Genomic DNA, 21,988 nt, shown 5'->3' with positions numbered 1-21,988 from the left:
ATTAAAAATCAAAATTCTATGGCATATAACCTGCTTAAAGGAAAGAAAGGGATCATATTTGGGGCATTGGATGAAAAATCAATTGCCTGGAGAACAGCCTTACGTTGTCATGAAGAAGGCGCTCAGCTGGTATTGACCAATGCACCGGTTGCTTTGCGTATGGGCGAGATCAATAAACTGGCAGAGGCAGTGAATGCCCCCGTAATTGGTGCCGATGTGACCAATATGGACGATCTGAAGAACCTGTTTGAAGGCGCCATGAAACATTTTGGCGGTAAAATAGACTTCGTATTGCACTCAGTTGGTATGAGCCTGAATGTTCGCAAAAACAAGCCTTATACCGAAATTGACTATGGCTTTAACCAAAAGACATTAGATATATCAGCCATGTCGCTGCACCGGGTATTGCGTACAGCCTGGGACCTGGATGCCATCAGCGATTGGGGCAGCGTGGTAGCTTTAACTTATATTGCGGCACAACGCGTATTCCCCGATTATAACGAAATGGCCGATGCGAAAGCATTGCTGGAAGGCGTTGCCCGCAACTTTGGCTATCATTATGGCGTAAAGAAAAAAGTTCGTATCAATACCATTTCACAATCACCCACGCAAACTACTGCCGGTAGCGGGGTAAAAGGTTTTGATGGCTTTATTTCTTATGCCGAAAAAATGAGCCCGCTGGGTAATGCTTCAGCCGACCAATGCGCTGATTATTGTGTTACGCTATTCAGCGACTTAACCAAAATGGTTACCATGCAGAACCTGTTCCATGATGGCGGTTTCTCCTTTACCGGGGTTACGCAGGCCGTTATTGATCAGATGGGTAAGTAATTAGGTAGCAAGCAAGATATTTTTATTGAAGGGCTTCTCTTATAGAGAGGTCCTTTTTTATAATTAACCGGGAAGTTGATAATGTTGATAGTGTTGATAAAGGAAAGGCAAAGACAAAAGGCGATAATGGAATGAAAGAAGTTAAAAGGGATGAATGTTATCGCGAGGTTGCCAAACTCCCCCTTCCGCCAGTTGGCGGAGCTGGGGGGAGGCCTGGGGCCAAAAAAAACCGCCCGCCTTACAGCGACCGGTTTGCATTATTGTTTAGCCATGGGCTTTAATACTCATCTTCATTAAAGAAGAAGTCATCCTGGCTTGGATAGTCCGGCCAGATGTCTTCAATACCTTCATAAATCTCACCTTCATCTTCAAGCTCCTGAAGATTTTCTACCACTTCAATGGGTGCACCGCTACGGATAGCGTAGTCAATCAGCTCATCTTTGGTGGCAGGCCACGGTGCATCTTCGAGATAGGATGCAAGTTCTAATGTCCAAAACATGTGGTTATCCTGTTTAAAGTTTTAAATCCACGAAACGTTATTAAATCAAGGGCCGGCGAATAGTGCTACTCCTGTTCCCGCACCCCTCAATTTTTCGCAAAAGTAACCTTCCTAATGTAAAAACCAAATCAATCTTTGAAAGATAATGGAAGGATTTCTTAAAAAATTTCCCCAAATGGATACTATGAACGGGAAGCCAATGGTTTGTAGTATCTTGACCCCATCTTAGAAGTAATTCACAACACATGTTAACAGCGACGAATATTCAAAAATATTATGGCCAGCTATGGGTTTTGAAGGGGGTTGACCTGGAAATAAAACAGGGCGAAATTGCCAGTATTGTAGGGCCTTCCGGCTCGGGAAAAAGCACGTTGTTACACATTTTAGGCACACTTGATAAGCCCGATGAAGGGCAGGTAATGGTGAATGGCGAACGCCTCAATTTCCTGAACGAGAAGCGGATGGCAGCCTTTCGCAACAAACATGTAGGATTTGTGTTCCAGTTTCACCATCTGTTGCCCGAATTTACGGCCCTGGAGAACGTATGTATCCCCGGCTGGATGGCGGGCCGAAGCAAAAAAGAAGTGAGCGACCATGCTTTATCGATATTACAAATGTTGGGGTTAGAAAAACGCATCGATAATAAACCTAATCAATTATCGGGTGGCGAACAGCAACGGGTAGCAGTAGCCCGCGCCCTCATAAATAAACCGGCTATTATTTTTGCCGATGAGCCTACCGGCAACCTCGATTCGGCCAATGCCCGCGAACTGCATCAGCTGTTCTTTACCCTCCGGCAGCAATTCAATCAAACCTTTTTAATTGTTACCCACAACGAAGAACTGGCGCAAATGAGCGACCGTTTGTTGCATATGAAAGATGGGAAAATAGTAATGTGATAATTCGATAATGTGCTAATGTGATAATGCCTCAGCGCGGCCTTCAATTTTGAATATAGAGAGCCTGAAATTAATTAGTCTTCTGCACAAAGAATTGTCACATTAGCTAATTAATCCTTGGTCGCCAGGGGATTTCAACAATATTCATCTGGTGGCCGGTATAACGGGCCAGCACAAATAAATAATCGCTGAGGCGGTTGAGGTATTTCAAAATAACAGGTTCTATTCCTTCACTTTCCTGGTCAAGACGCACACAACAACGTTCGGCGCGGCGGCAAACGCAGCGGGCTATGTGCAATTGGGAAAGAACCGGGTGGCCACCGGGCAGTATAAAGCTCTTCATGGGGGGAATGACCTCGTTCATCTGGTCCATTTCCTTTTCGAGCAGGGTAATATCTTCTTCCTTCAGGTCGGGGATGCGCATTTTGGGCTCTTTAACCGGGTCACAGGCCAGGGAAGCGTTCATGGTGAACAAGCGGTCCTGCACTTCGGCCAGCAGATTGCGGGCAGCCTCATCGGTAAGCAGGTCGCGGCACAGGCCTATCCAGGAGCTTAATTCATCAACGGTTCCATAAGCTTCAATCCGCAGGTGCGATTTGGGAACTTTAGTTCCGCCAATTAATGAAGTAGAACCTTTATCCCCGGTTTTAGTATATATCTTTTGAGCCATAAGTTTTTTTATTAAAGGCAGTAGACAATGGGAGGACAGCTTCAAGCCGCAAGCTGTAAGCTACAAGCTGCAAGCAATACAGCCCCTGCGCGGCAAAGCAATATCGGAAACACTTTCTTGTCATTCCCGCCCTTTATCAACTCTGTCAACCCTATCAACGTTATCAACCTCCTCCTTTAAAGCTCTTAACAGTCTCCTTACTCGTTAACTTGTCAACGTGTTAACTTGTCAACCAACCAACTCAGCCACCCGCCTTTTATCACTCTCAATCAATCCATCGCGCAACCGCACAATCCGGTGTGCATGATTCGCAATATCTTCCTCGTGTGTAACCAGTACAACGGTATTGCCCGCCGCCTGTATCTGGCCAAAGATCTGCATGATCTCTATAGACGTCTTGGTATCCAGGTTGCCGGTAGGTTCATCGGCCAGAATGAGCGAAGGATTATTCACCAGCGCCCGGGCAATGGCTACACGCTGACATTGACCACCCGATAGTTCATTGGGTTTGTGATGGCTTCTATCTTCCAGACCCACTTTTTTTATTACTTCCATGGCCATTTCTGTACGTTCCTTACGGCCAACACCGGCATATACCAGTGGTAAGGCTACGTTTTCCAAAGCTGTAAGGCGGGGCAACAGGTTGAACTGCTGAAACACAAAGCCAATTTCTTTATTACGCACATCGGCCAGGTTATCATCGGCCATTTTGCTTACGTCCTGACCATTCAGTACATACTGGCCGGCAGTAGGGGAGTCCAGGCAGCCAAGAATATTCATCAGGGTACTTTTGCCGGAACCGGAGGGCCCCATCAGGGCTACATATTCATTTTTATGGATATCCAGGTTAATGCCCTTCAGCACCTGTAGTTCCTGTTTACCCATGAAGTAGCTTTTGCGAATACCTTCCAGATGAATGATCGAACTCATAGAATAAGTTTATTCCTGTTTTTTAATAACCTTGGGCACTTTGAAGAACGTACCGTCTGTGTCGGGCGCGTTTTTAAGTGCTTCTTCGCGGGTAATGGAGCCTTTTACCTCATCTTCACGCAACACATTGATGGCATCGGTCATATGTAAAAGCGGTTCCACCCCTTCCGTATTCAATTCATTCAGTTTGTCGACAAAATGAATCATTCGTTGCAGGTCTGTCTTGATTATTTCTTTTTCCTGATCGTTGAACTGCAGGCGGGCCAGGTTAGCCAGGTTCTGTACCAATGCGTCATTTACTTCCATACGAACAAAAATAGGTCAATATGCTAATATGCTTATAGGCTAATTTGCTAATGATGGGCGAACGGTTAATGGTTAAAGATCAATGGCGAAATTCAAAGGCAAATGGGGTAGAACCAGGTAAATGATAACCGGAACATATTGTAAATGATATTATTGCGCAAAAGGCAGCGGCCTCTTCAGCAAATTAGCACATTCGCACATCAGCTCATTCTGAATTTCTTATCTTCGCCCTCCTTATGCAAAGTGTTAATAAAGAGATTGTCATGAGCGGCATACGCCCAACCGGGTTTTTACACCTGGGTAATTATTTTGGGGCGTTGCGCAACTTCGTGCGGATGCAGGAAGAATACAACTGCTTTTTTATGGTGGCCGACCTGCATGCCCTTACCACCCTGCCTGATACAAAAGATTTAAAAACTAATATAACCAGGGTACTGGCCGAGCACCTGGCGTGTGGCCTCGATCCCAATAAATGTGCGCTCTACTGCCAGAGCCATGTTTATGAAACCTCCGAGCTGTACCTGTACCTGAACATGATTGCCATGGTGGGTGTACTGGAAAAGACCACCACCTTTAAAGACAAGATCCGTTTGCAGCCGGGAAATATTAATGCCGGTTTGTTGACGTATCCTGTATTACAGGCAGCCGATATTTTGTTACACCGCGCCAAGCTGGTGCCGGTAGGTAAAGACCAGGAGCAACACCTGGAAATGGCCAGAGATTATGTAAACCGGTTCAATCACCGCTACGGTGGTGAAGTATTCCCCGAGCCCTTTGCATTTAACTATGGCAGCGAACTCATAAAAGTGCCCAGTCTCGATGGCGCTGGCAAAATGAGTAAAAGCGAGAACCAATATGCCACCTTATACCTCAGCGATCCCGATGATCAGATCCGCAAAAAAGTGATGAAGGCCAAAACAGACAGCGGCCCCACAGAACCCAACACGCCTAAACCCGATTACATCGAGAACATCTTTTTGCTGATGAAGCTGGTAAGCGCGCCGGACGTTATTAAGAAGTTTGAAGAAGATTATAACGCATGTACCATCAGGTATGGTGATATGAAAAAGCAACTGGCCGAAGACATGGTACGTTTTATAGCGCCTATCCGCGAAAAAGCCGAAGCCATTCAGCAGGATACTGACTACCTGAAAAAAGTGATGATCCAGGGGGCTGAAAAGGCCCGGGCCAGCGCACAGGCAACCATGCAACTGACTCGTGAGGCCATTGGGTTGAATTATTATTAAAAAAGATCGGCGAACAGGTCTAAAACCGGAAAGAATTAATATCTTAAATTTTTGATTGTCCCCACAAAGGTGGACGAAACGGGATAGAACTCTATAAAGATGGCAAAAGCAAAAAAACCGAAGCATATTGCTATAGCGGGTAATATCGGTGCGGGCAAAACTACGCTCACCGAGCTCCTCAGTAAACATTATCGCTGGATACCCCAGTTTGAAGATGTAGACCATAACCCCTATCTCTTCGATTTTTATGATGATATGCCCAGGTGGAGTTTTAACCTGCAGATCTATTTCCTCAACAGCCGCCTCAAGCAACTGAACGATATTCAACGTGGTACCGAAACCATCGTACAGGACCGTACTATATACGAAGATGCTTACATTTTTGCGCCCAACCTGCATGAAATGGGGTTAATGAGTAAGCGCGATTTCGATAACTACTTCATGTTTTTTGAAACATTAAAAACAATGGTGCAACCACCCGATCTGCTTATTTACCTGAAAGCATCGGTGCCAACCCTGGTTGCGCAAATACAAAAGCGTGGCCGCGAATATGAAGAGAACATCCGGCTCGATTACCTGAAGCGCCTCAATGATTTCTACAATAAATGGATCGACGGTTATAAGGAAGGCCCGTTGTTGGTGATAGACATCGATAAAAACAAATTCCCCGAGAATGATGAACACCTGGGTGAGATCATCCGCAAGATAGATTCTCAGCTTTACGGTTTGTTTTAATGATGATAATTGGCGTAAGGCGCCGTTTCCTTTAATTCCTGTTCAATTTTTGCAAGCCATTCCGCCTGCCGGGGCCTGTTGCGCGAGTAATCGGTTTCCTGGTCGTACTGGGTTTGTTCCAGGCGGTGCTGTTTCATGGCATCCCCATATATTTTATTCAGATCGGTTTTGGCGGTTTTGGCGTTGAAATGATACGCCTTTATAAGCTTGTTCAGCCTGCGGGCATTTATTTCAGCCAAATCAAAATGGCCCTGTTCATGGGCCAGTACCTCATTGTTCTTTATACGTACCCACGACCGGTTTTTATCGAAGTTGCAGGTAATGGAATACTGAAATCCCTTTTCGTCGTACCCATATTCAATATTGATATTGCTGCTGGTAAGGGCTGCGTTGGAGGTATGCGGATCGGGATTGCCCGTGAAATCGCTCCAGGTAAGTTTTCGGGAGGCGCTCCAGGGAATCAGGTTGCCCGCCTGCATAACGGCGATACACACCAGGAGTAATGAAAGTGCTGCCTTGCTCATAGCCTATAATACAATAGCAACTTAATTCAAATCAATCGAAATAAAAACATAAAAGGTTGTCCCATTTTATGAGACAACCTTTTCTATGGCAAAGTAATCGTTGAGACCGAAATGCTTTTTTCTCAAAAAGCCTTCTAATATCATTAAAAAAACTGAAACCAGAACAAAAAAAGCAGATTATATTTTTGGAGCCGCCGCCAATACTTCTGGCGAAACCCCTGAAGCGTATTTCTCAAAATTGGTTATGAACTGTTTAGCCAGGCTTTCGGCTGCTTTGTCGTAAGCAGTTTTATCGGCCCAGGTATTGCGTGGGTTCAAAATAGCTTCGGGTACTCCCGGGCAGCTGGTAGGAACCGCCATGCCAAATACCGGGTTCATTTCATATTCCACGCTGTCGAGTTTACCATCCAGTGCCGCACTGATCATGGCGCGGGTATACGACAGCTTCATACGACTGCCGGTACCATAGGCGCCGCCCGTCCAGCCGGTGTTGATGAGCCAAACCTTCACATTGTGTTTTCTCAGCTTTTCACCCAGCATGGCGGCGTATTGGCCGGGGTGCAGGGGTAAGAAGGGGGCGCCAAAGCAGGCGCTGAAGGTAGATTTGGGTTCAGTAACGCCTGCTTCCGTTCCTGCAACCTTGGCGGTATAACCAGAAATGAACTGGTACATGGCCTGTGCAGGGGTTAATCTCGATACCGGGGGCAGCACGCCATAGGCATCGCAGGTTAAAAAGAAAATATTTTCGGGTATACCACCTTGAGCGGGCTCAATCGCATTACAGATGTAGTGTAATGGGTAAGAAACCCGGGTATTCTCGGTGATGGTCTTGTTGGCAAAGTCAATTTCGTTGGTGGCCGGGTAAAAGTTGGTATTTTCTACCAGCGCGCCGCCGCGGATGGCCGCATAAATAGCCGGTTCTTTTTCCTGGCTCAGGTCAATACATTTGGCATAGCAACCGCCTTCAAAATTAAATACCCCGTTGTCGGTCCAGCCATGTTCGTCATCGCCAATCAGTTTACGATTGGGATCGGCGCTCAGGGTGGTTTTACCGGTTCCACTTAAACCAAAGAAAAGCGCAGTGTCGCCGTCCTGGCCAATGTTGGCAGAGCAGTGCATGCTTAATACGCCTTTGTCGTGGGGTAAAATATAATTGAGAATAGAGAAAATACCTTTTTTGATCTCGCCGGTATAAGCGCTGCCCGCAATTAAAATGGTGCGGTGTTTAAAGCTGATAACAGCTGCATTGTGCTGACGAACGCCACATTCCTTCGCATCGAGGTGCAATCCAGGCGCTGCCAGGATATGCCATTCAGGGTTGAAGTTTTCCAGATCTTCTTCCTCGGGGCGCATAAACATGTTATTGGCAAACAGGTTGGCCCAGGGATTATCGTTAATTACGCGAATGTTCAGGCGATAGCGCGGATCGGCGCAGGCATAGGAGTCGCGCACCCACACTTCGGGCTGTTCGTTCAGGTAGTCAAGGATCTTTTTGTGTATGCAGTGAAAATATTTCTCTTCCAGTGGAATGTTAAAGTCATTCCAGTGAACGGAATTTTCAGTGATCTCATCTTTAACAATGAACTTGTCTTTCGGACTACGGCCCGTAAATTCTCCTGTTTTTACTACCAGCGCGCCTGTATTGTTCAGTTCGCCCTGGTTCAATCGTAAAGTGTCATGCACTAACTCTTCAGCACTTAACTGATAATGCAATGTGTTGGTTGAGCGAAGCCCCAGCTCCTCAAGTCCTCTCGTTGGGATTGCAATAGTTGATAATGACATACAAGCGTTCGTTTGTTTGAGCCTCAAAGATATAATTAAAATTTATCCATGCCAATGCCGCTATCTGACACATTTTTGAATATTTTCTAATGCAGGGGGTAGTTTATTGTGAATTTTCTACCTAACATCTGTTAGTATAAAACCCCGTTGATTGCTCATGCGGTTTTGCTGAATGGGTACTAAAAACCAGTATTTTATATGTTTATTGATCAGTATTTGGTTCCTGGTTTCCGGTTTCCGGGTCCCTGTTTATACAGCGATTAACCGCAGCCTGATTGAGATATAATGCATGTTGATGATTTCGAGGCTGTTCTCGCGTTTTCATTTATTTTTACCGCCTCAAATAAGTGCTTCTTTATTATTTGTGATTTACTTTCAATTTATACTGTAAACATTAACTACATGAAGTATCTGCCACTCGATCCCGCCATTTTTATCCAGAACCGTCAACGGTTTGTGGCCAGGATGGATAAGAATGCGATTGCTATTTTCAACAGTAATGATGAACTGCCTACCAATGGCGATGCCACCCACCGGTTCAAACAAAACAGCGATCTGTACTGGTTATGCGGTATTGACCAGGAAGACACCATGGTAATTCTTTTTCCCAATAACCCCGATCCCAAAATGCGGGAAGTGCTGGTGCTGGTTCGCCCCAATGAAATGAAAGAGAAATGGGACGGCAGGCGCTTACGGGCAGAAGAGGCCCGCAAGATGTCGGGCATTCAAACCATCATGTGGCTCGATAGCCTGGACGCAGTTTTACAGGGTTGGATCCATTTGGCCGATACCATTTATCTGAACACGAACGAAAACGACCGCAAATCCAACTGGGTGCCGGTACGCGATTACCGCTATGCAGAAGAAATGCGGCAGCATTTCCCGCTGCACCAGTATAAACGCAGCGCCCGTATTATGAAAGAGCTGCGGGCTATTAAAACGCCCCAGGAAGTTGCCGTGCTGCAGCAGGCAATAGATATAACCCAAAAGACGTTTGAACGACTGTTGAAATTCATACAACCGGGTGTAATGGAGTATGAGATAGAGGCGGAGATCTGGCATTCGTTTTTGTCGCAACGCGCAACCGGCCCTGCTTACAGCAGCATCATTGCCAGTGGCGACCGTGCCCGTATCCTGCATTATGTATTCAATAACCAGGAGTGTAAAGATGGCGAGCTGGTATTGATGGATTTTGGTGCTGAATACGGTGGTTATTGCGCCGATTTAACCCGTACGGTTCCGGTGAGTGGAAAGTTCACCAAACGGCAAAAGGAAGTGTACAACAGTTGCTTACGCCTGCATGACTATGCGAAAAGCATTCTGAAGCCAGGCATCAGCATCCTGGATTATACTGATAAAGTAGGAGCGGAAGCCACCAAAGTGTTTGTAAAGCTGGGGCTGCTGAGTGCCGGCGATGTGAAGAATGAGGATAAAGACAACCGCGCTTACCGCAAGTATTTATATCATGGTATTTCGCATCACCTGGGTATAGATGTGCATGACCTGGGCACTCGTACCGAACCCATTAAACCGGGAATGGTATTTACCGTAGAACCGGGTATTTATATAGAACAGGAACAAATGGGCATCCGAATCGAAAACAACCTGTGGATCACCAAAACCGGCAACAAAGATCTGATGGCAAAAATTCCCATTAAGGCGGATGATATTGAAGCCTGGATGAAGAAAAAATAAACGAAAAAGAATAAGCTAATTTGCATTCATGAAACATATACCAAACCTGTTCACGCTACTCAATTTGTTCTTTGGCTGTATTGCTATAATATACATACTGCAAAATGGCATTATTATAGTGACCAATGACGACGGGGCACAATGGTTGGAAATTCCTGAAAAAATATGGCTGGGCTCCCTGTTTATTGGGCTGGCCGCGGTAGTTGATTTTTTAGATGGGTTTGTTGCCCGTTTGTTCAATGCCAGTTCAGCTTTGGGCAAACAGCTGGATTCCCTGGCTGATTGTGTGAGTTTTGGTGTGGCGCCTGGTATGATCATCTATCAATTCCTGCGGTTAAGTTATGCCGGATCACCCGATGCCATAGAAATGCCGTTTATTGCTTTATTGCCAGCATTACTGATTCCCTGTGCAGCGGCTTTTCGCCTGGGTAAGTTTAACATCGACGATTCGCAGCAATTTGGCTTTAAAGGTGTTCCTACCCCCGCTGCCGGGTTGTTAATAGCGTCGTTTCCACTTATTTACTTTTACTTACACGATAATGCCACTGCCGTGCACCTGATGTTGAACCCATGGTTGTGGTATGGAGTAATTATGGTGGTAAGCTTGTTGATGGTAAGTAACCTGCCGTTGATGGCGCTGAAGTTTAAAAATTTTTCAGTGAAAAGCAATCTGCCCAAGCTTATTTTACTGGTAGCGGCCATAATAGCCGGCATATTATTTAAATGGATGGCAGTACCGGTTGTGTTTATTCTTTACATCATCTTATCTTTGGCGTTCAAAAATAAAGCTACAACATGACCTATACAGTTCAGGTGAAGGTAATGCCATTAAAAGAATTGCTCGATCCGCAAGGAAAAGCCGTAATGGGTGGATTGCAAAATCTGGGATTGGGTAATATTCAGGATGTACGGGTAGGAAAGAACATCACCCTGCAGGTAGAAGCCAACACCCCTGACCAGGCAAAAGCAATTGCCGAAGAAGCCTCCAAAAAGTTACTCGCTAACCCGGTAATGGAATATTTTGAAGTCGTAATTAGCTAATTTGCTAATGCGATAATTTGCTAATGCGATAATGTGCTAATGGTAAAATAATGCTCTGTTACGTAGCGCCTTTATTAACTTAAAAAAGTTATATGCAAAAGGAGCTATTAGAAACAAATCCAATAGTAAAGCTTTCCTTTAATTTTTCCTTGAAGTTGGTTCAGTATTGTGAACAACTGGAAAATGCCAGAAAGTTTATCATAATGAACCAATTGTTAAGGGATGGAACCTCAATTGGGGCTAACGTGTTGGAGGCCCGGAATCCAGAAAGCAGGGCTGATTTTATACATAAGATGAAAGTTGCAGCCAAGGAAGCTGACGAAGCACAATATTGGTTGATGTTATGTGAGAATTCTGAGAGTTATCCAGACTGTAAAGAGCTCATTATTAAATTGGATGAAATTCAAAAAATACTTACAAAAATCATAGCTTCTACAAGAAGGAAATGATTGGTCATTGAGTAGTCATTTCCTTCCATTAGCATATTAGCACATTAGCCCATTATCACATTAGCCCATTAGCACATTGACCATATTATGCTGTATATAGTACCAACACCCATAGGCAACTTGCAGGATATCACGCTCAGGGCCCTGGAGGTGTTGAAGCAGGTTGATCTGATATTGGCTGAAGATACACGAACCTCCGGTAAATTATTAAATCACTACCAGATCTCGCGGCCGCTTACAGCCTATCACATGCATAACGAGCACCAGATAGTGCCGCACCTCGTAAGCCAGTTACAGGAAGGTAAAAAGATGGCCATGATCTCTGATGCCGGTACGCCCGGTATTTCCGATGCCGCTTTTTTATTGGTTCGTGAATGCATAAAGCAAAAGATAAAAGTAGAATGCCTGCCCGGCGCTACTGCCTTTGTTCCCGCCCTGGTAAACAGCGGACTTCCCATGACCCGCTTTACATTTGAAGGTTTCCTGCCACCCAAAAAAGGCCGTCAAACCATGTTGAAGAAACTGGCTGAAGAAGATCGTACCATGATCATTTATGAATCGCCACACCGCCTGCTTAAAACCCTGCAGGAATTTGTTCAATACTTTGGCGCCGACCGCCAATGCAGTGTAAGCCGCGAGCTCTCCAAAATGTTTGAAGAAAATGCACATGGAACTTTGCAGGAGCTGGTTGAACATTTTCAGCAGAAGGACGTTAAGGGGGAAATAGTGATTGTGTTGGCTGGTAAAGAATGAGTGGATAGGGTTGATATAGTTAACAAAGTTGATAAAGGAATCGAAGATGCAAGTTGATCAGTTAACAAGTTGACCAGTTGACAAGGAAGGCCGCGTTGCGGTACTTTGCCCTCTGCCTTCTGCCCTTTGCCTTGCTCTTCACTATTAACGAACTTTAAGTTTTTATTGTAGCAACAAGGTTTGAAATTTGCATGGTAACCTAATAAATACGCATATTGATATGAAAAAACTCTTTAATTACTGTCTGGCTCTTTGTCTTACTACCGCCATATATAGTACCGCTGATGCACAGGTGCGTAAAATTCCAAGCGAAGTAACCGAAGCCTTCCGGCAGAAATACCCCACCGCCCTGAATGTAGAATGGCACGATCACTTAACTAATTTTACTGCCGACTTCGATCTGGATAAAGTGCACTACGAAGCCAAGTTCAACAATAAAGGGATGTGGCAAAACACCGAGAATAAAATTGACACTGCCGGCATTCCTGCACCTATAAAAGAAGGCTTTCAAAAAAGTAAGTATGTAGAAGATTGGAAAATAAAGAACGCCTATAAAATAGCGCTGCGCGAAGACAAAACACAATACCGCCTGGAGATCCAGAAAAATGATATTCAGAAAAAACAATTGTATTTCGACAGCACGGGCCGGTTACTGAGAGATAACATCACCCTGTAATCAGGCTGTAATTGATAGCTTTAAATGATCCCTCCGGTATGCCGGGGGGATTTTTTTATGCTGTTGCCTGTTGAATCTCAAATGAATAGGGGCCTGTTTATAATGTGTCAACCCGGTTATTAACCGGTTATAAAGTATAACTAATTGTCATTTTTCTTTTTTAACTACCTTCCGCACTTGAAAACTTCATTAAAATAAAACTTACATGATGCGTAAAAGGATCTATACGCTTACGGCTTGTACTCTCTTAGCTGTGGTGGCATGGGCGCAACCAGACAGGTGGCAACAGCGGGTGAAATACACAATGGATATTAACATGAATGTAACTACCAACCGGTTCACCGGTAAACAACGGTTGGAGTATACCAATAACTCTCCCGATACCCTTAAAAAAGTATTCTATCATTTATACTGGAACGCCTTTCAACCCAATAGCATGATGGATAACCGCAGCCGCGTATTGGGTCAGAAGACGATCGGTGACCGGCCCGACTGGGACCCTCGGGTTAAAGACCGCATTCTGAACCTGAAACCGGAGGAAATAGGTTATCAAAAGGTGCTGTCGTTAAAAATGAACGGCATTCCGTTGAAGTATTCGGTAGATGAAACCATTCTGGAAGTACCGCTTTCAGTACCCATTTTACCCAAAGCAAAAGTGGTGTTTGAAATGGAGTTTGAAGCGCAGGTGCCATTACAAATCAGGCGCAGCGGCCGCGATAACCCTATGTCGGGTGTGCGTTACTCCATGAGCCAGTGGTATCCCAAAATGTGCGAATATGATTATGAAGGCTGGCATCCCACACCATATATAGCCCGCGAGTTTTACGGAGTGTGGGGCGATTATGAGGTGAACATCACAATCGATAAAAAATACATGATTGGTGGAACCGGGTATTTGCAAAACCCTAACCAGATCGGTTTTGGTTACCAGGACCCCGGGGTAAGAATGGCAGCGCCTGCAGGCCCTACCTTAACCTGGCGTTTTGTTGCTCCCAATGTACACGACTTTATGTGGGCGGCCGATCCCGAGTATGTGCATTTGACCCGCACTATTGCCGGCGGTCCGGTAATTCATGTGATCTACAACCGCGAGGAAGACCTGCTGCGCAAAACCTATGAAACCTTACCGCCAGAAAAGAAAAAGAATTACGCCAATGCAGATGCCTATATTAAATGGTTCGATAATGAATGGAACCGCATAGCAGATGCAGCTGTAATCGTATTGCCTTTTATTGAAAAGAAATTCGGCGCCTATCCCTACAAACAATATTCGTTTGTACATGGAGGCGATGGCGGTATGGAATACCCCATGAGCACCCTGATAGTTGTTCCAAGCATTACCACAGCCTTTCATGAATGGATGCACAGCTGGTACCAGGGCATGCTGGGCACCAATGAATCGGAGTACGCCTGGATGGATGAAGGCTTTACCAGTTACGCCGCTTCACTCGTAACCAATTATTACCAAACAGTTTCCGGTTCACAGGCATCGGAATCTGAAGTAGGTACAGGTCCGCGTAAGAAGGTGCTGGTTGATTCGTTGGCAAAAAGCAAATCATACCTGGGTGCTGTTAATCCGCACGATGACGCTTATGACAGTTACTTTAACCTGGCCCACAGTCGCCTCGAAGAACCGTTAACTACCCATGCCGATCATTTTGAAACGAACTTTGCCTATAGTGTTGCTTCGTATTCAAAAGGCGAGGTGTTTATGGAACAGCTGGGCTATATTGTTGGCGCCCAGGTACGCGATAAAATTTTGTTGGATTATTATAATCAATGGCGCTTCAAACATCCTAATGTAAATGACTTTATCCGGGTAGCGGAAAAAGCAAGTGACATGAAGCTGGACTGGTACCGCGAATACTTTGTAAATACTACAAAAACCATCGACTATAAAATTGGTGACATCTCCGAAGAAGGTGGTAAAGCAAAGATAAAATTACGCCGCATTGGCGATATGCCTATGCCTTTAGATGTATTGATAACGTTTAAAGATGGCAGCAAGATGTTGGCCTATATACCGCAGTATTTTATGTTTGGTGAAAAGCCGGTTGAAGATGCATCCATTCCCCGCACTGTATATGAGCCCTGGAAATGGACAAGCCCCGAGTATACGTTCGAGATCAATCATAAGGTGGCCGAGATAAAGGTAATTGAAATTGATCCTTCTATGCGGATGGCTGATGTAGACAGAAATAATAACAAACTCGATATCCCCTGGTAGGGAAGCAGCATAGGCTAATAAGATAATATGCTAATGGGCTAATATGCGAATGGGCTAATAAAAAAACCGTCCTGACTAAAGTCAAGACGGTTTTTTTTGTAACTAAACAGGTAATTTAAAAGTCATGTGCTAATAAGAAACACAAAAAGCTGACTGTATTTATTAGCACATCAGCACATTAGCAAATTATCACATTAACAAAAAAGGCCGTCCTACAGTGAACGGCCCCCTTTCAAAATAAGGTTATTGATAAACAGAGCACAGGAAGGTAAAATGGCATGTAAGTATTTGATGTGACAACCCGATGCAAAACTAGGTTCGTATTAGATTTTAAACAATACTACTTTGTGGGTAATTTTTGTTGTGCTAAAATGCTAATACGATCTTACCCCCTACTGTTTAACGACCAAAGAACTTATTAATAGCTTCAACACGATTATTTACATGAAGCTTTTCGTATATGTGATATACGTGTTTGCGCACCGTTTCCTGGCTAATGAATAAGCTGGCTGCAATTTCCTTGTACAGCATGCCTTTAGCCAGTAATTCCAGGATTTCTTTTTCGCGATTAGATAAAACACTGAGCGTGTTATCAGTAGCTTCTGCGGCAGCTTTATTCTGTTGAAAGGCCTGAACTACTTTACGAGCTATCTGGCTGCTCATGGGCGCGCCGCCTTCCTGTAGTTCTCTAATGGCTTCCAGTAATTTATGTGGAGCTGTTTTCTTCAAAATATATCCATTGGCGCCAGCGCTCAATGCCTCGAAGATCTTTTCATCATCCTCATACACTGTACACATCATAAACAGGATCTCAGGATAATCTGCTTTCAGCTGCCTCACCACATCTATCCCGCTTTCCCCTTCGCCGAGATTGATATCCATTAACACCACCTGCGGTTTAAGCTCGGGAATTCTTACCAACGCTTCTTCAGCTGTAGCACAACTTCCCAGCAACCGGTATCCTTCCGACATCGTAACAATCTGTTCAAGTGCAGACCGTATATCTTTTGTATCGTCAACGATACATACAGTAATATCCATCATGATACAAAGTTCAGTTTTTTGCCGAAACGTAAAATACCACTTTAAGGTAGTTTTACCAGGTATAAATAAAAACCCTGAATGTTACTCATTAAGGCTTAACGCTTAACGTTTAACGCGGTATGCTGAAACATGCAACCTGCAACGGCCAGTTATTTTCACAAAACTTCGCTTTAATCAAACAGACACATATAGCATATATTTCTCTTTGAAGTATTCCTCACCAAAGATCTCAAATACTTCCATTAACCTGGGTCTGCAACCGCTTTCTGAGATCTCCTGCGATAAATCTCCCCCCTTTAAACAGATGAGTCCGGGTTTTTGATTTTCGCTGTTGGGTTGAGCTTTCTTCAGCAATGGCTTCGACCATTGCCACAGGTCTTTCAATGGTGCTACGGCTCTGGAAACAACAAAGTCAAACTTTTTGTCTTTGATCTCTTCAATTCGCGTATGGCGGGTGGTTACATTCTTTAGTTCCAGTGCTTCCGCTACTGCATCCACTACCTTTAATTTTTTACCGATACTATCTACAAGAAGAAACTTTACCTCGGGAAAAAAGATGGCCAGGGGTATACCCGGAAAACCACCACCTGTACCCAGGTCAACAATGGTTGAACCGGGCCTGAACTCAAAAGCAGTGGCAATAGCCAAAGAGTGCAGCACGTGCTTTTCGTACAGGCTTTCCATGTCTTTACGCGAAATAACATTGATCTTGCTGTTCCAGTCATTGTACAGTTCGTCCAAAGCGGCGAATTGTTGCAGCTGAACAGGGCTGAAATCACCGAAATATTTGGTGATTAGTTCCAGTTTTTGTTGGGCTTTCTCCATATTGAAGGAGCAAAGATGAAATAATGTATGAACATCCAGATATCTAAAATCCACCACCAGTAAAAAAGATCCTTTTCATTCATCTTTTTCATTGCGTTGTAATATACAACCGCCTGCCAAAGAAAGCGGATGCCAAAAACGCCCAGTGTTAACCGCCAGTCAAAAAAGACCAGGCACAATACAAACAGGGGGTACAGAAAAAAGTGGGAAGTGGAATATAATCCTAATAGAAACTTATGAACTGGTTTGTAGAATTTGCTGGTACTGTAGTGGCGGTTCTTCTGGCGGATCCAATCGCTAAACTTACGTTTGGGTTCCGACAGCGTAAAAGCTTCCTGATCGAGCACCACATTCACATTGTGTTTGGTAGCTACCTGGTTAATGAACAGGTCATCATCGCCGCTGGCTACATGGTTGATGGAAGAAAAACCTTTTTGGCGAAAGAACAATTCGCGCTTATACGACAGGTTTCTGCCCACACCCATATACGGCAAACCGGCAAGCGCATACGACATATACTGCAGGGCCGAATGGAATGTTTCAAAGCGAATGATCTTGTTCAGGATACCGGGTTTTTTATTGTAAGCGCCATAACCCAGCACTATTTCAACACCGTCGTGGTAGGCGTCCTGCATTTTTTGTAACCAGAATTCTGAAGCAGGTACACAATCCGCATCGGTAAGTAATAATATTTCGTGTTTGGCTTCTTTAATTCCTATCGACAGGGGGTATTTTTTACCGGGAATACCCAGCGCTTCCTGTTCCAGGTTAATGGCCTGCAGGTTTTTAAAGGTCTTTTTAAATTCATCCAGCAGGTAGCGGGTTTCATCCTGGCTGTTGTGGTTCACCACAATCAATTCATGCGTGGAAGGGTAGGTTTGTACCAGCACGCCCGGTAAATATTTGGTAAGATTATTTGCTTCGTCACGGGCGCACACAATAATGCTCACCGCATGGGTTTGCGATTTCTCTTTAAGAGTAGGTTTAAAAAAAGCCACGCGCCGGAAAAATGCGATATAGTAAATTAACTGGATCAGTATAACCAGACAAAACAGTGAAAACAAAATCCAAGGCCACCAGGTTATCAAAAACGTTTGTATCTCGCCCATAAGAGAAAATAATTTAGGCACGGTCCGTGAAGGTTTTGCACGAAAATAGGACAAACTAATGGGATTTTAATTCGAAGTTGTTAACGGAATGTGGCTCAAAGGCAGCAGGCAATGGGCAGTAGGCAGTAGTGTGAAAGGCAAAGGGCAAAGGCCACAACGCGGCAACCCGGACTCCGAACTCAAAACAGAGAACCCAGAACTCAAAAACTTAATCTAATAACCTGTAACTCAAAACCGGGAAGCACGACTTTAAACTTAAAACTTTGAACTTGAAACAGGTTATCTTTGCAGCCCAATAAAATAAAAATGGCCGCATTACAATTCACTTTACAACATACCGATAACCAGACAAAAGCCAGGGCAGGACATATTGTCACCGATCATGGTGAAATAGCCACGCCCATCTTTATGCCGGTAGGAACGGTAGGCAGTGTAAAGGCGGTGAGTCAGCAACAGTTGAAGGAAGAAGTGAATGCGAGCATTATATTGGGAAATACGTATCACTTATACCTGCGCCCCGGTACTGAAGTGCTGGAAAAAGCGGGTGGTTTACACCGTTTTAATGGCTGGGAACGGCCAATTTTAACGGATAGCGGCGGCTACCAGGTGTTTTCCCTGGCCGGCACCCGGAAAATAACAGAAGAAGGGGTATTATTTCAGTCACATATCGATGGGTCGCGGCATTTGTTTACACCCGAATCGGTAATGGATATACAACGCAACATTGGCGCCGACATCATCATGGCATTTGATGAATGTCCGCCATACCCCAGCGATTATCAATATGCCGAAAAGTCGATGCACCTGACGCATCGCTGGCTGGACCGTTGTTTCAAGCGTTTTAACGAAACCCCTGATAAATACGGGTATACTCAAAACCTGTTTCCTATTGTACAGGGAAGCACCTATACCGATCTGCGCAAAGCCTCCTGCGAATTCATTGCCTCCCAGGAGGCAACAGGCAATGCCATTGGCGGCTTAAGTGTGGGCGAACCCGATAACATGTTGTATGACCTGTGCGGGTTGTGCTGCGACAATTTACCCGTTCACAAACCCCGTTATTTAATGGGCGTGGGCACCCCCTGGAACATCCTGGAGTGTATTGCCCTTGGCGTTGATATGTTCGACTGTGTTATGCCCACCCGCAATGGCCGTAATGCCATGCTGTTTACTTCGCAGGGCGTTATCAATATCGACAATAAAAAATGGGAGACCGATTTCTCGCCCCTCGATGACGGCATCGACTGTGTGGTGAGCAACTACTATTCAAAAGCCTATCTGCGTCACCTGGTTAAGTCAAAAGAGATCCTGGGTCTCACCCTCGCCAGCGTACATAACCTCGCATTCTATTTATGGCTCGTTCGCCAGGCAAGGCATCATATACTACAGGGAGATTTTGTTTCCTGGAAGAATGAGATGGTGGTGAGGTTGCAGACGAGATTGTAAGAAAGCAGCTGTAAGCTTTAAGCCAAAAGCTGTAAGCAAATACAGGCTACAAGCCGCAAGTTGCAAGCCGCAGGCAAATACAGCTTGAAGCTCTTTCCCTATTTTTTCTGACTGAATAACCACGGTAATAAATCTGCTTCTGCGAAAGCATTATCCCAGCTATTATGCCCAACCCCGGGGTACTCGGTATATTTTACCCGGGCGCCGGCTGCTTTAAGGGCATTGTTCATCAGGCGTGAATTACTTACCGAAACAACGGGATCGCTTCCGCCATGGAAGATCCAGATGGGAAATTTCTTAGCGTAAATGGTTACTTTTTGCGGATCGCCACCGCCACAAATAGGAATGGCTGCGGCAAAGAAGTTGGGTTTGCGCCACAGCAGTTCAAAGGTGCCCATGCCACCCATTGACAGCCCGGCCAGGTATATTTTTTGGGTGTTGATGGTTCCACTGGCTGCCAGGGTATCGAGCAGTTGGCTTACAAGGCCAAGGCTTTTGCCAATAGGCTGATCGCTGACGAAACCAAAGCTGCCAAGGGAATCTTTTTTATTGGGATCGTGGGTAATGCGTGCCCACCAATCTTCCTGCGGGCACTGCGGAAACACTACAATGGCCGGGAATTTTTCCCGCATTACAGAATCGGCAAACAGTTTACCGCCATGGGTTAACTGGGCCTCATTATCATTACCACGTTCGCCGGCCCCATGCAGGAACAGCACCAGCGGATATTTTTTATGGGCATCATAATTAAGCGGATACATAATGCGATAGCGCAGCGTATCGCCACCGCTGATGAATTCTTTCTTTTGGTAAGATTGTTCAAACTGGGCCGGCAAATTTGTCATGGCAAGCATCAATAGTAAAGTAAATGCAAGTTTGTACATATGGAATTTTCGTTATTAAGTTTAAAGTTTAAAGAGCCGGCATTCCGGTTTTCAGTTGCAGGTTAATAGGTTTTTAAGTTGCCCTCAAGATACTATTTTAGCAGATTCCTAAAGTTTAACTAAGAACTAATGCCCGGGCTTAGCACTCTGCCCTTTTTCTGCTACATTTGCCCCGCCGTACATTGCGTGCTACCGAATGATTAAAAAGATTGATTGGTACATATTAAAGAAGTTTATTTCCACCGCCGTGTTTATGGTGCTGATTTTTTCGGTAATTGCCGTTGCGATCGATACCAGTGAAAAGGCAGATGACTTTGTGAAATCGGGTTTATCAACCTCACAAATCATCATGCAGTACTACTTAGGCTTTGTTCCCTTCATCATCTCCATGATCTTTCCGTTGATGGTGTTCATCGCGGTTATTTTCTTTACCTCAAAAATGGCGGGTAAAAGTGAGCTGATCGCCATCCTGGCGGGCGGCGTACGGTTCAACCGCATGTTGCGTCCTTACTTTATTGGCGCCCTGTTCCTGGGCGGTCTTTTCTGGGTGGCAACCCAGTACTGGATGCCCAAAGCCAATGTATTGCGCGCCAATTTTCAGGCAACCTATATCGATAGCAAAAGCTCGTACGAGCAGGGTGAGGCCGCCAAGCGTACCCGCAATTTTTATTTCAGGGTAGATGCCCATACGTTTGCCGGCATGCGTAATTACGATACCGCGTCCAAATCGGCCAACGATTTTTATATGGACCGCCTGGATGGTTACAAAATGGTTTATAACCTGCGGGCCGACTACCTGAAATGGGACACGGCTAAAAAGACCTGGAAATTGCAGAATGCGGTAGAACGAAAGATCGAAGGCGTGAAGGAGATCACCAAGGTCATTCCCGAAATGACCCTGAAGATAAACCTGAAGCCAAGCGAGATCAAATTCGACAAATACCTCAAAGATAAAATGACCACCCCCGAACTGAGTCGCTATATAAAAAGCGAGGAGAGCCGCGGGGCAGAAGGGTTGAACGATTATAAAGTAGAACGGTACCGGCGCGATGCCAATCCAGCTTCTATCTTTATTCTCACGTTGATTGGTGTGGCGGTATCGTCGCGTAAAACCCGTGGAGGAAGTGGAACCAACCTGGCAATAGGCATTATTGCTGCGGCCTTCTTTGTGGTAATGGATAAATTCTCACTTACCTTTTCAACCAAAGGTAATTTTCCGCCCATGCTGGCGGCCTGGACGCCCAATATAATATTTTCGATTTTTGCCATCTGGATGTATCGTATTGCACCCAAATAAGCCACGCATTAATAAAATATTAATATAAGCGAACAATTGTTCTTTATTTCAATAGTAATCATTGCTGAATTAATTTTGTTATTTAGAGAGGGTTTGTTATAACTTTAGCCAAAGTTTCT

The 21,988-nt window shown here is 44.8% G+C and carries 23 protein-coding genes; 13 read left to right on the top strand and 10 right to left on the bottom strand.

The genetic code is table 11. From position 1 onward, the window contains the following. Positions 1–18: 18 nt before the first annotated feature. The gene (locus NIAKO_RS26950; RefSeq protein WP_014221626.1) at positions 19–831 is read left to right on the top strand and encodes an enoyl-ACP reductase FabI; all 813 of its coding nucleotides are present in this window, start codon (positions 19–21) and stop codon (positions 829–831) included. A gap of 277 nt (positions 832–1,108) precedes the next feature. Here NIAKO_RS26950 and NIAKO_RS26945 read toward each other — a convergent pair whose 3' ends face one another. Next, the gene (locus NIAKO_RS26945) at positions 1,109–1,330 is read right to left on the bottom strand and encodes a DUF2795 domain-containing protein (RefSeq protein ID WP_014221625.1); all 222 of its coding nucleotides are present in this window, start codon (positions 1,328–1,330) and stop codon (positions 1,109–1,111) included. A gap of 245 nt (positions 1,331–1,575) precedes the next feature. On the opposite strand from NIAKO_RS26945, the gene NIAKO_RS26940 reads away from it, so the two are divergent. Then, positions 1,576–2,229, top strand: a complete 654-nt coding sequence (locus NIAKO_RS26940) for an ABC transporter ATP-binding protein (protein ID WP_014221624.1) — start codon at positions 1,576–1,578, stop codon at positions 2,227–2,229. Between the two features lie 106 nt (positions 2,230–2,335). On the opposite strand, the gene NIAKO_RS26935 is transcribed toward NIAKO_RS26940, so the two are convergent. From NIAKO_RS26935 to gatC, 3 genes are all read right to left on the bottom strand, one after another. Further along, on the bottom strand, positions 2,336–2,899 hold the full coding sequence (locus NIAKO_RS26935; protein ID WP_014221623.1) for a cob(I)yrinic acid a,c-diamide adenosyltransferase: 564 nt from the start codon (positions 2,897–2,899) through the stop codon (positions 2,336–2,338). Positions 2,900–3,127: 228 nt separating this feature from the next. Beyond that, the gene (locus tag NIAKO_RS26930) at positions 3,128–3,829 is read right to left on the bottom strand and encodes an ABC transporter ATP-binding protein (RefSeq protein ID WP_014221622.1); all 702 of its coding nucleotides are present in this window, start codon (positions 3,827–3,829) and stop codon (positions 3,128–3,130) included. 9 nt (positions 3,830–3,838) lie between these two features. Beyond that, complete coding sequence (gene gatC, locus NIAKO_RS26925) at positions 3,839–4,135, bottom strand: Asp-tRNA(Asn)/Glu-tRNA(Gln) amidotransferase subunit GatC (RefSeq protein ID WP_014221621.1); 297 nt, start codon at positions 4,133–4,135, stop codon at positions 3,839–3,841. A gap of 263 nt (positions 4,136–4,398) precedes the next feature. Here gatC and trpS point away from each other — a divergent pair, with 263 nt between their 5' ends. After that, on the top strand, positions 4,399–5,382 hold the full coding sequence (gene trpS / locus NIAKO_RS26920) for a tryptophan--tRNA ligase (RefSeq protein WP_014221620.1): 984 nt from the start codon (positions 4,399–4,401) through the stop codon (positions 5,380–5,382). A gap of 99 nt (positions 5,383–5,481) precedes the next feature. Then, on the top strand, positions 5,482–6,117 hold the full coding sequence (locus NIAKO_RS26915; RefSeq protein WP_014221619.1) for a deoxynucleoside kinase: 636 nt from the start codon (positions 5,482–5,484) through the stop codon (positions 6,115–6,117). Here NIAKO_RS26915 and NIAKO_RS26910 read toward each other — a convergent pair. After that, positions 6,114–6,641, bottom strand: coding sequence for a DUF922 domain-containing protein (locus tag NIAKO_RS26910; protein ID WP_014221618.1), 528 nt, complete (start codon positions 6,639–6,641; stop codon positions 6,114–6,116). The two genes, NIAKO_RS26915 and NIAKO_RS26910, sit on opposite strands and share 4 nt — an antisense overlap. A 177-nt stretch (positions 6,642–6,818) precedes the next feature. After that, entirely contained in the window at positions 6,819–8,423 is a 1,605-nt protein-coding gene (gene pckA / locus NIAKO_RS26905; protein ID WP_014221617.1) for a phosphoenolpyruvate carboxykinase (ATP), read from the bottom strand. 402 nt (positions 8,424–8,825) lie between these two features. On the opposite strand from pckA, the gene NIAKO_RS26900 reads away from it, so the two are divergent. The 7 genes from NIAKO_RS26900 (at position 8,826) to NIAKO_RS26870 (ending at position 15,264) form a co-directional block, all read left to right on the top strand. Further along, positions 8,826–10,118 carry an aminopeptidase P N-terminal domain-containing protein gene (locus NIAKO_RS26900; protein ID WP_014221616.1) on the top strand — a complete coding sequence of 431 codons (1,293 nt, stop codon included), beginning with the start codon at positions 8,826–8,828 and terminating at the stop codon, positions 10,116–10,118. 28 nt (positions 10,119–10,146) lie between these two features. After that, positions 10,147–10,917, top strand: a complete 771-nt coding sequence (locus NIAKO_RS26895) for a CDP-alcohol phosphatidyltransferase family protein (RefSeq protein ID WP_014221615.1) — start codon at positions 10,147–10,149, stop codon at positions 10,915–10,917. Further along, positions 10,914–11,159, top strand: a complete 246-nt coding sequence (gene purS, locus NIAKO_RS26890) for a phosphoribosylformylglycinamidine synthase subunit PurS (protein WP_014221614.1) — start codon at positions 10,914–10,916, stop codon at positions 11,157–11,159. The genes NIAKO_RS26895 and purS overlap by 4 nt, the downstream gene beginning before the upstream one ends. Positions 11,160–11,251: 92 nt before the next feature. Then, positions 11,252–11,608 (top strand): four helix bundle protein, encoded by a 357-nt coding sequence (locus NIAKO_RS26885; RefSeq protein ID WP_014221613.1) that lies wholly within the window; start codon positions 11,252–11,254, stop codon positions 11,606–11,608. 87 nt (positions 11,609–11,695) lie between these two features. Beyond that, positions 11,696–12,361, top strand: a complete 666-nt coding sequence (gene rsmI / locus NIAKO_RS26880) for a 16S rRNA (cytidine(1402)-2'-O)-methyltransferase (RefSeq protein WP_014221612.1) — start codon at positions 11,696–11,698, stop codon at positions 12,359–12,361. A 220-nt stretch (positions 12,362–12,581) separates the two neighbouring features. Continuing rightward, complete coding sequence (locus tag NIAKO_RS26875; RefSeq protein WP_041347360.1) at positions 12,582–13,037, top strand: PepSY-like domain-containing protein; 456 nt, start codon at positions 12,582–12,584, stop codon at positions 13,035–13,037. A 205-nt stretch (positions 13,038–13,242) separates the two neighbouring features. Then, a complete protein-coding gene (locus tag NIAKO_RS26870) occupies positions 13,243–15,264 on the top strand; it encodes a M1 family metallopeptidase (RefSeq protein ID WP_014221610.1) in 2,022 nt (673 codons plus the stop codon). A gap of 399 nt (positions 15,265–15,663) precedes the next feature. On the opposite strand, the gene NIAKO_RS26865 is transcribed toward NIAKO_RS26870, so the two are convergent. From NIAKO_RS26865 to NIAKO_RS26855, 3 genes are all read right to left on the bottom strand, one after another. Continuing rightward, positions 15,664–16,308: a response regulator gene (locus tag NIAKO_RS26865; RefSeq protein WP_014221609.1), complete on the bottom strand. Its 645-nt coding sequence runs from the start codon at positions 16,306–16,308 to the stop codon at positions 15,664–15,666. Positions 16,309–16,482: 174 nt separating this feature from the next. Beyond that, positions 16,483–17,133, bottom strand: coding sequence for a 16S rRNA (guanine(527)-N(7))-methyltransferase RsmG (gene rsmG, locus NIAKO_RS26860; protein ID WP_014221608.1), 651 nt, complete (start codon positions 17,131–17,133; stop codon positions 16,483–16,485). Beyond that, positions 17,103–18,131, bottom strand: coding sequence for a glycosyltransferase (locus tag NIAKO_RS26855; RefSeq protein ID WP_242675472.1), 1,029 nt, complete (start codon positions 18,129–18,131; stop codon positions 17,103–17,105). The genes rsmG and NIAKO_RS26855 overlap by 31 nt, the downstream gene beginning before the upstream one ends. A 417-nt stretch (positions 18,132–18,548) precedes the next feature. Between NIAKO_RS26855 and tgt the strand changes: the two genes are divergently transcribed. Further along, positions 18,549–19,688 carry a tRNA guanosine(34) transglycosylase Tgt gene (gene tgt / locus NIAKO_RS26850; protein ID WP_014221606.1) on the top strand — a complete coding sequence of 380 codons (1,140 nt, stop codon included), beginning with the start codon at positions 18,549–18,551 and terminating at the stop codon, positions 19,686–19,688. A gap of 98 nt (positions 19,689–19,786) precedes the next feature. Here tgt and NIAKO_RS26845 read toward each other — a convergent pair whose 3' ends face one another. After that, a complete protein-coding gene (locus NIAKO_RS26845; protein ID WP_014221605.1) occupies positions 19,787–20,572 on the bottom strand; it encodes a carboxylesterase family protein in 786 nt (261 codons plus the stop codon). A gap of 196 nt (positions 20,573–20,768) precedes the next feature. Here NIAKO_RS26845 and NIAKO_RS26840 point away from each other — a divergent pair, with 196 nt between their 5' ends. Beyond that, positions 20,769–21,869: an LptF/LptG family permease gene (locus tag NIAKO_RS26840; protein ID WP_014221604.1), complete on the top strand. Its 1,101-nt coding sequence runs from the start codon at positions 20,769–20,771 to the stop codon at positions 21,867–21,869. The last annotated feature ends 119 nt before the right edge of the window (positions 21,870–21,988 follow it).

This window comes from Niastella koreensis GR20-10, assembly GCF_000246855.1.
Taxonomy (GTDB): domain Bacteria; phylum Bacteroidota; class Bacteroidia; order Chitinophagales; family Chitinophagaceae; genus Niastella; species Niastella koreensis.
The sequence above is the reverse complement of the archived record's forward strand: the minus strand, read 5'-3'. Positions and strand labels throughout refer to the sequence as shown.